This window comes from Saccharomonospora glauca K62 (assembly GCF_000243395.2).
GTDB classification, from domain to species: Bacteria; Actinomycetota; Actinomycetes; order Mycobacteriales; family Pseudonocardiaceae; genus Saccharomonospora; species Saccharomonospora glauca.
In genome coordinates, this window is record NZ_CM001484.1 from 2,271,428 (window position 1) to 2,286,027 (window position 14,600).

At 71.3% G+C, this 14,600-nt stretch carries 4 protein-coding genes; all 4 read right to left on the reverse strand.

Annotation, left to right across the window (positions count from 1 at the left end):
* Positions 1-26: 26 nt before the first annotated feature.
* From SACGLDRAFT_RS10780 to SACGLDRAFT_RS10795, 4 genes are read right to left on the reverse strand one after another with little or no spacing between them, the layout of a single operon-like run.
* Positions 27-242: an MbtH family protein gene (locus SACGLDRAFT_RS10780; protein ID WP_005464512.1), complete on the reverse strand. Its 216-nt coding sequence runs from the start codon at positions 240-242 to the stop codon at positions 27-29.
* A 33-nt stretch (positions 243-275) separates the two neighbouring features.
* Positions 276-1,874, reverse strand: a complete 1,599-nt coding sequence (locus SACGLDRAFT_RS10785; RefSeq protein WP_005464514.1) for a formyltransferase family protein — start codon at positions 1,872-1,874, stop codon at positions 276-278.
* Positions 1,871-9,988, reverse strand: coding sequence for a non-ribosomal peptide synthetase (locus SACGLDRAFT_RS21550; protein WP_005464516.1), 8,118 nt, complete (start codon positions 9,986-9,988; stop codon positions 1,871-1,873). The genes SACGLDRAFT_RS10785 and SACGLDRAFT_RS21550 overlap by 4 nt, the downstream gene beginning before the upstream one ends.
* Positions 9,985-14,574 (reverse strand): type I polyketide synthase, encoded by a 4,590-nt coding sequence (locus SACGLDRAFT_RS10795; protein ID WP_157608792.1) that lies wholly within the window; start codon positions 14,572-14,574, stop codon positions 9,985-9,987. The genes SACGLDRAFT_RS21550 and SACGLDRAFT_RS10795 overlap by 4 nt, the downstream gene beginning before the upstream one ends.
* Positions 14,575-14,600 lie beyond the last annotated feature (26 nt).

A 14,600-nucleotide genomic window follows, 5' to 3' on the forward strand; every position in this document is an offset into this window, starting at 1 on the left:
CGCTCCTCTACTGGTCGGCTTTCGGGTCAGGCGGCTCCGTCCATCTGCCGCCGCACACTCAGCGGACGCATGTCCGTCCACACCTTCTCGATGTGGGCCAGGCAGTCGGCCTTGACGCCGGTGAACCCGACCTCGCGCCACCCCGCGGGCACGGTGCGCTCCGCAGGCCAGATCGAGTACTGCTCCTCGTCGTTGACGACCACGGTGTAGACGGTGGTGGTGTCGTCGTCCTCGAATGCCATGTCGTTCTCCTTCGTTCGGTGGGTGGTCGATGCTCAGCGCAGAGCGCCGAGCGGGGTGGAGGGTCGGTCGGCGACCGCCTCGACGAAAGCGAGCACGGAGCGCGCCGTGTTGGCGAACGCGCGCACGGTCTCGCGGGGCGGGCCGAGGTGGTCGGTGGCCGCGATGTGGAAGGCGGGGGTGGCGAGGTCGAGCGTCACGGTGACCGCCGTTCCCGGCGCCGGGTCGAGTCGGGTTCCCCCGGTGGTGGCCGCCAACGCGACCGGCATCGGGCGGTCGCGAAGGTCGTGCAGCGGATACCGTGCGGGCACGTCCCGCAGGTACGTGCCCGCGTCGGACATCTCGGCCAGGGTGCTTGCCACCCGGTTCACCGCCGCCGGGAAACCCAGCTCCGGGGCCGGAGCCACCGGGAGCGGCACGTCGCGGGTGACGAGCACCTCCAGGCCCGCCACCGCCTCCCGGCGGTGGTCGTCGCTGAAACGCACGGTGCCGAAGCGGTCGCCGAGGCACGTCGTCCACGCGGTGACCAACGCGGCCGCCGGGTCGAGGCCCCGCTCTCGTAATCCGGTGAGGACCGAAGGGCGGATCAACGTCGTGCGCCGGGTGACCGGCGACGGCAGCCACAGGGGACGAATCGGGGCCTCGGCCGGACCGGTGCAGGCGGTGAGCGTGTCCAGCCACCGACTCTCGCGCGGCGCCCAGCGTTCGAACCACGAAAGGAACGCCGAACCCGGCGGTTCGGGGAGACGCTCGGACACACCCATCGCGGTGAACGCCTCGCCGGGGGCCACCGAGTCGCCGTCCACCGTCTGCAGCCCGGTCACCTCGACGGCGCCGTCGGCGGTGCTCATCCGAACCACCTCGTCGTGGACGGAGAGCACCGTTCCCGGCGCGGCGTCTCCCGCACCGGGAAGCGCGCGAAGCCCGGTCACGAGAAACGCCTCGGTGCCCAGCACCAGCCGAGGTCTGCCGAAGCGGTTGTCGAACCGACCGAACTCCCCGGCCCGGCACCAGCGATCGAGTTCCGCCGCGGTCTGGTTCCCGGTGACGAGGCCACCACCGGGGAACAACCGACGTGCCGAGAAGTAGCTGCGCGCGGCGGGATCCTGCGGGACCGGGGTCAGCGTGCCGTCCCGCAGCCCGTCGAGCAGCTCTTCGAAGGCCGACAGGGCGTGTTCGTGGCAGCGCACGTCGAGGGCCAACGTGGTGTCGTCGGGCTCGATCGGGAACCGGCGCTGCACGAGGACGCGCCCGGCGTCGACCTCGGCGACCATCTCGTGCCAGGTCACGCCGTGCTCGGTCTCTCCGTGCAGCAACGCCCAGGTCGTCTGGTGCACCCCGGCGTACTTCGGCAGCGGCGAGCTGTGCAGGTTGATGGCCATCCGGCGCGGTCTGGCCAGATCGTCGGGGCGCAGCACCACGTCGTTGGTGACGCTGAACAGGTAGTCGGGTCGCTCGTCGTCCAGTTCGGACAGCCGCTCGACCACCGTGATGCCGCGCTCGCTCGCCCACTCCCGCGCGGGCGGGTATCGGGTCACCATGCCGGTGACCCGGTGACCCCGTGCGACCAGCACCTCGGCGCACTCCACGAGTAACGCGCCCCAGCCGATCAGCTGGCAGGTGAACGCGGTCATCGCTCGTTCCGCCCCAGCGCGGTCGTGAGGACCTTCGCCAGCGTGGCCACGTGCGGTTCCCGCAGCATGGTCTCGTGTCCACCGGGGACCACGTGTCGCGTCAGGTTCGAAGCGTAGGCCCGCCAGCCGTAGCAGTCGGTGCCCTCGGCCGGGCTCTCTTCCGCCTGCAAGAACACGACCGGCCCCGAGTACGGCCGTGGCCGGTGGGTCTGCCACGCCGACAGGTTGTGGTGCGCGGCGACGAAGAGGCGGTGCAGCCGGTCCGCGTCGGCACCCGGCTGGACGAGCCCTCGTTCGCTCGCCCACTCCGCGTACCGTCGCATCCGCTCGGCGACCGTGCCTGCGCCCGGATCGGGCAGCTCTGATTCGTCGAGGTCGCGGGCGTCGAGCAGCGCGAGCACGATCTCCGCCTCCGTCGTCCGCACCGGGGCGTCCGGGTTCGGCGGCTCCACGTCCATGATCACCACGTCGGCGACCCGCTCCCCCGCGTCGGCGAGCTGCCGGGCCATCTCGAAGGCGATCGCGCCGCCGAGGGACCAGCCACCGAGGTGGTACGGGCCCTCGGGTTGTTCGGACCGGATGTCGGCGACGTAACGGGCGGCGAGTTCCGTCACCGTCGCGGTACCGTCCACACCCGACAGTGAGGGCGACTGGAGGCCGTAGAGCGACCAGGTCGGGGCCAGGTGCTCGGCCAGCGCGTGGTAGCAGAGCACGGTGCCGCCGAGCGGGTGCACCAGGAAGAGCTTCCGCGCTCCCGGCCCCGTGCGTACCGGTACCACGCAGGAGGGCGAGGGCTCCTCGGCCGCGCCCAGCTTGCCCGCGAGCAGTTCCACTGTGGTGGCCTTGAGCACGGTGGCCAGCGAGACGGTGGCGTCGGGGAACTCCGCCTGCAAGGCGCTGACCAGCCGCACCGCCAGCAGCGAATGCCCACCGAGTTCGAAGAAGTTGTCGCGGACGCCGACCCGGTCGATGCCCAGCAGTCCCTGCCACAGGGCGCAGATGCGGCGTTCGACGTCGTTTCGCGGCGCCAGGTACTCGGTCGCCAGGTCCGGGCGCGGATACACCGTCTCCGGCACCTCCGGGCCCGGTTTCTCCCCGTCCCGCTCGGATGCCGTCTCGGCGATCCGGGCGCTCAGGTCCGCGGTGGAGATCACGAGGTGGGCCGGTGGGTCGCCGGTGAGGACCCGGCGCACGACCTCGGCGGCCTCGGCGTCGTCCAGCCCGAGGCGGCCCGTGTCGCGCCAGGCGTCCCACGTCAGCGCGAGCCACGGGGTGTCGCCCCGCGTGGACCGGCGGAGGGCGAACAACTCGGCGTAGCGGGCGGCGGCCGCGTAGGCGGCGAGACCCGCGCCGCCGAGCACCGAGGACAGCGACGAGGAGACCAGCACGAAGTCGCGCTTGCGATCCGACAGGACCCGGTCGAGCACGGCGAGCCCGTGGACCTTGGCGGCGAGGTGCGGGCGGACGTGGTCGGGGGTAACGTCGGCGATCGGCACCAATCGGTCGTCTGACACCACGCCGGCCACGTGGAAGACCCCGTCGAAGTGCCCGAGTCGTTCCTCCAGACGGGCGACGGCCTCGCGGAAGGCCTCCTCGTCGGCGACGTCCGCCGAGGCCGTGACCACCTCGCAGCCGGCTTCCCGTAGTTCACGGATCACCCGGATCTCGTCGGCGACGCGGTCACCGGCCTCCGCCTCGGCGAGGTAGCGAGACCACTTCTCGGCCGGAGGCAGCGCGGACCGCCGGACGACACCGATCCGGCACCCCGCCAGTTGCCGCGCGATCGCGGAGCCGAGCCGGCCCAGCCCGCCGACGACGAGGTAGCAGCCGTCGGACCGCAGCAACGAGGTCCCGGTCTCGGGCAGCGCCACCCCGGCGTAGCCGGGGAGCCAGCGGTCCAGTCCCCGGTACGCCACGCACGTCTCCTCGCCCGCCAGAAGTTCGGCGACGAGATGATCGCGGAGCCGCTCGCGGCGCTCACCGGGCTCGACCGGCCCCACGTCGAGGTAGCGGAATCGCAGCTCCGCCAGTTCCTGCTCCGCCACGCGCAGCAGCGACGACAGCATGCCGCGTTCGGGACGAAGCGCGGGTTCGTCGGCCACGGCGAGACCCGACACGGCCACGACGGACACGCTCACCTCGGTGATCCGGTTCCGGGCCAGTGCCCTGAGGAGGAAGAGCACGGCGTGGAAGTCCCGGAAGGGGTCGCGGCCGGAGTCGTCGGCGTCGCCGTCCAGCGTGCCCGTGCCGTACACGATGTGTGCGGGCAGGGCCCCGGCGTCGCGGAGCGCGGTGACGAGGCGCTCCCAGTCCTCCGGGTTCTCCGGAGCGACCAGGTAGCCGTCGGCGCCGAGGTCGGTGAAGGACCCGCCCCAGCGCACCTCGGTGACGCGGTCGCCGCGGGCACCGACGAGCTCGCCCGCGATCGTGTCCGGGCCCACGAGCAACCAGGACGTCGGAGTGTCCGGGACGGACGGGCGGGGCGCACGGGTCCAGGTGGTGGTGGAGAACCAGTCCGCCGGGTCGGTCAGGCGGTCTCCCGAGGCCACCGGAGCGGGCGCGGCGTCCGCGGGTGGTTCGAGCCAGTAGCGGCTGCGCTCGAACGGATAGGTCGGCAGCAGCAGGCGACGACGACGCTGTCCGGTGAACAACTCCCGCCAGCGCAGAACGGCGCCGGACAGCCACAGGCGAGCGAGCGCGGCGACGAAGTCGTACTCGGCGTCGGCCTCCCCGGTAGGGGCCTCGGGCAGGACCTCGACGAGTTCCCCGGCGGGGGTTTCCCAGCCGGATATCCCGGTGGTCGCGCCGACCACCACCAGCACCTGCGCGGGGTCGTCCGCCAGCGGGCCGAGCACGTCACCGAGGTCGCCGGTCTCCCAGATACGGTCGGTCCAGAAGGACGGGTCGGCCACGTCGTCGTCGGTGACGAACCCGCCCGTGGCCGCCGAACTCCACGGCATGTCCGGCAGTGGGCGAGGCTCCCCGGCGCTCTCCCCGAGCAGCAACGCCACCGCCTGCGGCAGGTCGAGCACCCCCGTCAGGCAGGCGGCCACCAGTTCCCCGGCCCCGGAGGCGACGATCTCGTCGGGCCGCAACCCGAGTTCGGTCAACGCTCGGGCCAGCGCGTAGAGCGTCACGAACCGCGCCGGGCGGTCGAGCGTCGGGTCGAGAGGCTCGTCGGCGGGCGCCAGCAGAACCGCCTCGCGCACATCGCTGCCCAGGCTCGCGGCGATCAGGTCGCAGCACTCGTCGACCGCCGTCCGCACGAGCGGCAGCCGCCAGTACAGCTTCGCGAGCCTGCCGGGGGTCACCTCGGACGTGCCCGGCAGCACCAGCGTCCACGAGCTGTGCTCGTCGCCGTTCGCGCGAAGCCGCAGGAACTGCTCGTCGTCCTCGCGAGCGCGCCGCACCGCCTCGGCGGTCGTCCTCGCCAGCACCACGCGCCGCTGCTCCAACGCCGTGCGGCCGAGCTGCAACGTGTACGCCACGTCGGCGAGGTCGGTGTCCGGGGCGTTTTCGAGGTGGTCGGCCAGTTGCGCGACGGCGGTCTCCAGCGCGGAACGGCTGCGGGCCGAGAACGGCAGGAGCTGCCAACCCCGACCGGGCGTTGAGGGTGGACGGTCGGGAGCCTCCTCCAGGATGACGTGGGCATTGGTCCCGCCGATGCCCAGCGCGGTGACACCCGCCCGACGAGGTCGCTCACCGAGCCACGGCCGCACCTCGCTACTGACGGAGAACGGACCGCCCTCCAGGTCGGTGTTCGGGTTGGGGCGCTCGAAGTGCAGTGAAGGAGGCACGATCCCGTGCTCCACCGCCAGCGCGGCCTTCATCAGTCCGGCGACGCCCGCGGCCGTCCCCAGGTGCCCGAAGTTCGACTTCGCCGACCCGAGGGCACACGAGCCGGGCGGTAGCGGGCCCTTCTCGGTGAAGGCCTGCGTCAGCGCGGTCACCTCGATCGGGTCGCCGAGCACGGTGCCCGTGCCGTGCGCCTCGATCATCCCGATGCTGCTCGGCTCGACCTCCGCCGCGGCCAGTGCTCGGCGGATCACCTCCACCTGGCCGGACACGCCGGGGGCGGTGTAGCCGACCTTGGCCGACCCGTCGTTGTTGATCGCCGAGCCCCGGATCACCGCGTGGATCGGGTCGCCGTCGGCCAGCGCGTCGGACAGTCGCTTGAGCACCACCACGCCGACACCGCTACCGGGAATCGTGCCCTGCGAGGACGCGTCGAACGGTCGACAGTGTCCGTCCGGGCTGAAGATGCCGCCCTCGACCCACTTGTAGCCGACGTTCGGGATGAGGATCGACGCGCCACCCGCCAACGCCATGTCGCACTCGCCGGTCGCCAGCGCGCGGGCGGCGACGTGGGTGGCCACCAGCGATGTCGAGCACGCGGTCTGGATGGTCATGGCGGGGCCGCGCAGGTTCAGCTTGTACGCCACCCGCGTGGCCATGTGGTCCTTGTCCCACGAGATCAGCAGATGGGCGCCGTTGGAGTTGGGCACCGTCTCCTGGTTGACGAAGGTGTTGTGCCAGGCGTAGTCGCTGTGCCCCACCCCGGCGTAGACGCCGATCGCGCCGTCGTACTGCTCGGGGTCGTGCCCGGCGCGTTGCAGTGCCTCGGCGGAGCACTCCAAAAACAGGCGCTGCTGGGGGTCGATCAGTTCCGCCTCGCTGGGGCTGTAGCCGAAGTAGCCCGCGTCGAAGTACTCGATGTCCTCCAGCACCCCGCCACGGGGGACGAAGTCCTCGGCGAAGGCGTCGTCGCCGAAGCCCGCGGCACGGATCTCGTCGGGGGTGGCGGTGGAGATGGTCTCCAGACCGTCGATCAGGATCTTCCAGTACTCCTCGGGCGTGCTGGCACCGGGGAAACGGCAGGCCATGCCGATCACCGCGATGTCGACACGGTCGTCGTCCTGCCGCGCTTCGCGGTCACTGCGCACCGGTCTTCCCTCCTTGGTTCCGTCGCGTCCGTGCGCGACCGGCTTCTCGGGTTCGGTCAGCTCGCGCAGGTAGGCGGCGAGCGCGGCCACGGTGGTGTGGCGGAACAGCTCCGCGAGCGGCACGGTCACCCCGAGCTGCTCGGTCAGAGCGGTGTGCGTTCGGATGAGGAGCAGCGAATGCCCACCGAGGTCGAAGAAGTTGTCGTGCAGGCCGACGTCCTGCCGCTCCAGCACGTCGCGCCAGATGCCGAGCACGAGCCGCTCCATGCGGTTGCGAGGCGCGATGCGCTGTCCCGACGCCTCGGTGTCCGGCCGTGGTGGTTCGGGCAGGCGGGAGCGGTCAACCTTGCCGCTGACCGTGCGCGGGAGCTCGGGAAGGGCGACGATGTCGTTCGGCACCAGGTACGCGGGAAGCTTGCTCCGCAGGAACTCCTTGATCGCGGCGATGTCCACTGTCGACTCATCGCCGACGACGTACCCGCTCAGGCTGCGTTTGCCCGACCGAGAGGTGGTCACCGTCGCGGCTGCCTCCCGCACGCCCGGCGCCTCGCCCAGGGCGGCCTCCACCTCACCCGGCTCGATCCGGAAACCGCGGATCTTGACCTGGTGGTCGACGCGCCCACGGAACTCCAGGGTCCCGTCGCTTCTCCAGCGCACCACGTCCCCGGTCCGGTACATCCGCTCACCGGGCCGGTCGGAGAACGGGTCGGGCACGAACCGTTCCGCCGTGAGCGCGGGGTTGCCGAGGTAGCCCAGCCCCACCCCCGCTCCGGCGATGTACAGCTCCCCGAAGACCCCGGTGGGCGCGAGCTCGCCGGAGGGGTCGAGCACGTAGACCCGCGCGTGCCCCAGCGGGCGACCGAGGCTGACGTCGGGTTCCTCGGCCGCGCTCAGCTCGGCGCTGGTGGCTACCACCGTTGTCTCCGTCGGGCCGTAGACGTTGACGACCCGGCGGGCACCGGCGTCGAACATCGCGCGTGCCGTCGCCGACGGCAGCTCCTCACCACCGGCGATGTAGGTGCGCAACCCGTCGGGCAGCGTGCCCGCCCGCAGCAGCTCACCCACCACGGAGGGCACGGCGAAGAAGTAGCGGGCCCACCGCGCCGCCTCGGGTGGGAGCGTGGGCACGTGCAGGGCGTTGTCCACCAGGATGACCCGGCCGCCGAAGGCCAGGGGCACCCACAGGTCCAGCACCGAGGCGTCGAAGCAGACCGAGGAGGCCGCCACCGCACCCGACAGTTCGTCGTCGTCGAGCAGATGTCGGCCCCAGGCCAGCAGGTGACGCACGGCGTCGTGCGGGATCACCGTGCCCTTGGGGCGACCGGTCGAGCCGCTGGTGTAGATGACGTAGGCCGTGTGCCGGCCGGAAATCGTCCGGTCGTCGGGGGCGTTCTCGACGTCGGTGGAGTCGGTGCCGTCCACGGTGAACACCGGACCGGTGAAGTCGGCGAACCACGTCGGGTCCCCGGCGATCAGGGCGGCGGCGGAGGAGTCGGCGAGCACGAACGCCCGCCGCTCGGGTGGGTAGTCGGGTTCGATCGGCACGTAAGCGCCCCCGGCGCGCAGCACCGCGAGCATCGCGATCACCAGATCGGGTTCGCGTGGCAGGCAGACCCCGACCCGGACGTCCGGACCGACCCCCGCCGCCCGCAACCGAGCGGCCAGACGAGCGGATTCGCGCTCCAGCTCGCGGTAGGTGACGCTGCGCGTCGGATGCCAGACCGCGACCGCGTCCGGCTTCTCCGCCGCCGCCCGGCACACCAGCTCCGGGAGCGTGGCGTCGGGCACCTCGACCTCCGGCCAGCCGTGTCGGCCGAGTTCGAGCAGATCCGCGCGCTCGGCGTCGTCGATCAGTGGGAGGGCGGACACCCGCGTCGCGGGAGCGGCCGTGACACCGGTGAGCAGGGTCGTGAAGCGGCGGCCGAGTCGGTGGACGGTCTCGGCGTCGAACAGGGCGGTCGCGTACTCGAACGAGCACCGGAGCCCGTCGTCGGCCTCGGCCACGTACAACGACAGGTCGAACTTCGCCGTGTTGGTGTTCTTTCCCTGGTACTCCAGGGAGAGGTCACCGACCCCCACCTCCGCGCTCGGGGGCCCCTGGAACACGAGGATGTTCTGGAACAACGGGTCGTGGCTGGTGTCCCGCTCGGGCGCGATCTCCTCGACCATCGTCTCGAACGGCACGTCCTGGTGGGCCATCGCGTCCACGCAGGTCCGACGCACCGCGGCCAGCAGGTCGGTGAACGTGGGATCACCTGAGAGGTCGGTCCGCAGCGGCAGGGTGTTGACGAAGAAACCGATGAGGTCTTCAAGCTCGGGCCTGCCGCGGCCGGTGATCGGAGACCCGACGACCACGTCGTTCTGTCCGGACAACCGCGACAGCAGCACCGAGAAGGCGGCCAGCACGACCATGAACATCGTGCAGTTGTGGTCCCTGGCCAGTGCCCGCAGGCGATCGGTCACCTCGGCGGGCACCGTGAAGTCGTGCCATGCGCCCCGGTAGTCGCGGCGTGCCGGACGCGGCCGGTCCAGCGGCAGCTCCGACAGCCTCGGCACGTCCCGGAGCTGGGAGCGCCAGTAGTCGAGCTGCCGGGTGAAGTCGGCCGTGTCGGGTAGCGCGCGTTGCCACACCGCGAAGTCGGGATACTGCACGGCGAGCTCGGGCAGGTTGGGTCGCTCGCCTCGGGTGAAGGCCGCGTAGCACTCGCCCAGTTCCCGGAAGAAGATGTCCTGCGACCAAGCGTCGCAGACGATGTGGTGCATCGTGACCAGCAGGTGGTGGTCGCGCTCGCCGAGGCGGATCAGGTGACACCGCAGCAGTGGTGGCGCAGCGAGGTCGAACGGGCGGGCCACGAACTCGGCCTCCAACTCCGCCAGCGCGCCCTCGGGGTCCGCGTGCTCCTGCAGGTCCGTGACCGGCATCGGAACCTCGACCCGCCCGTGGATGAGCTGCACCGGCTCCCCGTCGTGGACGGAGAACCCGGTGCGCAGCGCCTCGTGCCGGTCGACCACCGCGGCCACGGCTCGCCGCAGTGCCGAGACGTCCAGCGCGCCGCGCAACCGCAACGCCATCGGGATGACGTAGAACGGGTTGTCCTGGTCGAGCTGCTGCACCAGCCACAGCCGTCGCTGCGCGAAGGAGGTGGGAAACCGGTGGATGTCGTCGCTCATGAGGTCATCGCTTTCGTCCGCTCGGCCGATCCGGAATCCTGGCGGTAACCACCCCGGTCGACACGGGTGATCGACGGTGTGGTCGGCGCGTTCTCCAACTCCGCGACGGCGGAGGCCAGGCCCGCCACCGTCGGTTCGGTCAACAAGGTGTGGAGGGGCACCTGCACCCGCAGCTCGCGCAGCACACGGGCGATCACCCTGGTGCCGAGCAGCGAGTGCCCGCCCAACTCGAAAAAGTTGTCGTGCACGCCGACCCGGTCGATACCGAGCAGGTCCTGCCAGATCTCGGCGAGTCGGCGTTCGGTGTCGTTGCGGGGCGCGACGTAGGTGGTCTGCAACTCGGGTCTGGCGTGGGCCGCGCTGGAACGCGGCGCGGGTTGCGAGGTCTCGCGGGTACCGGACCACTGGTCGAAGCGGGCACGCAGATCGCCCGTCGAGTTCACCAACTGCGCGGGCGGGTCCCCCGAGAGCACCCGCTCCAGCACTTCCCTCGCGTCGTTCTCGTCGATGAGGTATTCGCGAAGCGTCGTCGCGGTCTCGGGAGCGGCTCGGTCGTCGACGGTCCAGCCCTCCCACGCCAATGCCGTCCAGGGCGTGCCGCCCTCAGCCGAGCGAGCCGCGGCGAACAGTTCGGTGTAGAGGTTCGCGGCGGCATAGGCGGGAAAGCCGATGCCCCCGAGCACGGATGCGATCGACGAGCACAGCAGCACGAAGTCGAGCTCCCGCCCGGCGAACACGTCGGCCAGGACACGCACGCCGTCGGCCTTCGCGGCGAGATGTGGCCGCGCGCGCTCCGGGGTGGCCTCGGCCAGCGGCATCACACCGTCCGCGGTCACCACACCCGCCACATGGAAGACGCCGTCGAACGGTCCCAGCTCGTTTTCCAGCCGCGCCACCGCCGCGGCGAACCGTTCGGGGTCCGACACGTCGGCGGAAGCCGCCGCCACCGTGGCACCCGCGGCTTCGAGCCGACGGATCGTGGTGATCTCGGCGGCGACCGGGTCGTCGGGTTTCGCGCGGCGTAGGTAGTCGTCCCAGTCGGCCCGGTCCGGGACCACCGAACGGCGGATGACCCCGATACGGGCCTTCCGGGTGGCCAGCAGGTCGCCGATCACGGCACCGATGCGGCCGAGACCCCCCGAGATCAGGTAGCACCCGCCGTCCCGCAAGCGCGTCGCGCCGGTCCGGTCCAGCCGGGCGGGAACGAAGCCCCGGACCCACCGGGTGTCACCGCGGTAGGCCACGCAGTCGTCGGTGCCGTACCGCAGTTCCGTCACCAACCGGGTCAGCAGCCGCTGCTCATGCCGGGGCGAGGTGGCCGGTGTGATGTCGACGAACCGGCAGCGGGCCTGCGGCATCTCCTGATCGATCACCCGGCACAACGCGGCCAGCATGCCGCGTTCGGGGAACACCTCGGACTCGCCCGCCACCGGGAGGCCGGACACCGACACGACCCCCACCTCGACGTCGTCGACGAGGCCGCAGTCGCGCCAGGCGCGCATGAGCAGCATGAGCCCGTACAACGCGGTGAAATCGCGTTCCGGGCCGTCGGCTCCGAAGACCACACGGGCGGGAACCGATCCGGACTCCGACACCGTACGCAGTACCTTCGTCCAGTCGGACACCTCGTGCGGTGACACCGTGAACCGGTCCCCGCCGAGGTCGGCGAACGACGCGTCCCAGCTCACCCGTATCATGCGGGCCGCGGAGTGGGCGACGAGCCGTTCCACCACCGACCCCGTCGCTCCCACGACCAACCACGTCTCGTCCGGGTCGTCGTCGGTGGGAGCCGTGGGAGGCAGGCTCCGGGTCCAGTCCGGTAGGTAGAACCACTCCGACGGATCGGAGCGACGGGAGGTGTCGGGCGGCGCCTCGGCCGGGGTGGTCGTGGTGGGAGCGGCGAGCCAGAAGCTGTCGCGCTCGAACGGGTAGCCGGGCAGCCCCGTGCGACGCCAGTCCGTCTCCCGGTACCGCACCTCCCAGTTGACGTCGACACCGGCGAGCCAGACCCGCGACAGCGCCTCCAGCAGGGTCACCTCGTCGTCCTCGGTGTCGCGTGCCGACCGCGTGGAGGCCACCACGAGCCCGTCGTCCGCGCGGTCCGGATGTTGCGCCAGCAGGCTGCCCAGCGCACGACCGGGACCGAGCTCGATCACGACCGGAGAGGTCAGTTGCCACACGGCGGCCGCCTGGTCGGCGAACCGCACCGTGGCCACGCTGTGCCGCGCCCAGTACTCCGGGTCGGTCGCCTCCTCCGCCGTGATCCAGTCCCCGGTGACGTTGGACAGGTACGGGATTCGAGGAGCGTGCAGGGCAACGCCGTCGAGGTCCGCGCGCAGCTTCTCCCCGAGGGGCCGCATCATCCACGAGTGGAACGCGTGCTCCGCAGGAACCCGGCGGCTGGCGATTCCCTCGTCCCGCAGCCGGGCCGCCAGCGCGTCGACGTCCTCGGCCGGACCGGCGACCACGCACAGCGACTGAGTGTCTACAGCGGACAGCGAGATCCGGTCACCGAGCCACGGCGTCAACTGCTCCTCGGAGCTCATCACCGCGAGCATCGACCCGTTCGGCAGCCCTTCGATGTGGCGGGCGCGGCGGGCCACCAGCCAGGTCGCGTCCACCAGCGAGAGCACCCCCGCCACCGCAGCGGCCACGTACTCGCCCACGCTGTAGCCGAGCATGGCATCGGGGCGGACTCCGTGGTGCTGCCACAACTGGGCCAACGCGTACTGCACGGCGAACAACAGAGGCTGAGCCACGACGGTGTCGTCGAGCGGGCCCGGTCCGCGTTCCCGCACGAGCCGCGCAAAGGGGTCGGCGGGTTGCTCCTCGGCCGCCTCCGCCTCGCTGTCGAACAACCGCTCGCGGAGGTCGAAACCCAGGTGGCGGGCGAACAACGCGCAGCAACGGTCGAACTCGTCGCGGAAGACCGGCTCGCTGCGGTACAGCCCGGAACACCATCCCACGTACTGGTCGCCGACTCCTGAGAACAGGAAGACCACCGAGCGGCTTCCGGCCGGACCGGCCGAGCTGTACACCTTCGGAGAGCGATCGGCGAGGGCGTCGGCGGCCTCGGCGGTGTCGTGCACCACCACCGCGCGTCGGTACTGGTGGGTGCGCCGGCCCAGCGCAAGCGTGCCGCTCACGTCCTGGAGGGCGACCTCGGGATGTCCGGCCAGGTGCTCGGCGAGCTGGTCGGTGGCCCGGTCCAGCGCGGCCGGGGTGCGGGCCGACAGCAGGATCGGTCGAGGGCCCGGCGCGAGTGTCCGCGGCCGGGGTTCGGGAGCCTGCTCGACAACGATGTGCGCGTTGGTGCCGCCGATGCCGAAGGAGCTCATCCCGGCCCGGCGGGGCACCCCGGCCACGGGCCAGTCGCTGAGGGTGGTGTTGACGTAGAAGGGGGACGACTCGAAGTCGATATTCGGGTTCGGCGTGCGGAAGTGCAGTGTCGGCGGCACCTTGCCGTATTTGACCATCAGGACCGACTTGATGAAGCTGGCCACTCCCGCGGCCGAGTCGAGGTGCCCGACGTTCGACTTGAGGGACCCGATCGCGCATCGGCGTTCCGGGTCCGCGCCGAGCACGCGGAACGCGTCGGTGAGCGAGGAGATCTCGATGGGGTCGCCCAACGGCGTGGCCGCGCCGTGTGTCTCGACGTGGCCGATGGTGTTGACGTCGACTCCCGAGGCCAGCACCGCGTCGGTGATCACCTGGGTCTGCCCACGGGTTCCGGGCGCGGTGTAGCCGACCTTGGCCGAGCCGTCGTTGTTCATCGCCGAACCGCGTACGACGGCATGGATCAGGTCGCCGTCCGCCAGGGCATCCTCCAGGCGACGCAGGACCACCACCCCGACGCCGCTGCCCGGAACGGTGCCCTTGGCGTCGGCGTCGAACGACCGGCAGTGGCCGTCCGGGGAGAGGACGCCGCCCTCCTCGTACAGGTAGCCCCGAACCTCCGGCAGGATCAGCGACACGCCACCTGCCAACGCGAGGTCCGACTCCCCGGTGAGCAGTCCCTGGCACGCCAGGTGGATCGCCACCATCGACGTCGAACACGCGCACTGCACGGTCACCGCGGGGCCCCGCAGATCGAGCTTGTACGCCGCCCTGGTGGCCAGGTAGTCCTTGTCGACGGACAGGATCATCTGCATCTGGCTGATGTCGGCCAGCGCCCGCTCGTTCGGGTAGACGTTGTTCCACATGTACGAGCTGAGCCCGACACCGGCGTAGATGCCCGCCACACCGTCGAAGCGGGAAAGGTCGTATCCCGCGTCGTCGAGGGCGTGGGCCGCGCATTCCAGGAACAGCCGCTGCTGCGGGTCGATCAACTCCGCCTCGCGCGGGCTGTATCCGAAGTAGGCCGCGTCGAACTTGTCGAGGTCGTTCAGCACCCCGCCGCGCGGGACGAATCCGGGATGGTCGAGCAGCCGCGGGTCCACCCCGGCCGCCAGCAACTCGTCCCGGTCGAACGTGGAGATCGACTCCACGCCCCCGGTGAGGTTGGCCCAGAACTGCTCGGGGTCGTCCGCTCCGGGGAATCGGCAGCTCATGCCGACGACCGCGATCGCGTCAATCGACTCACTCACGACACTCACCCGACCATCTCGTTGAC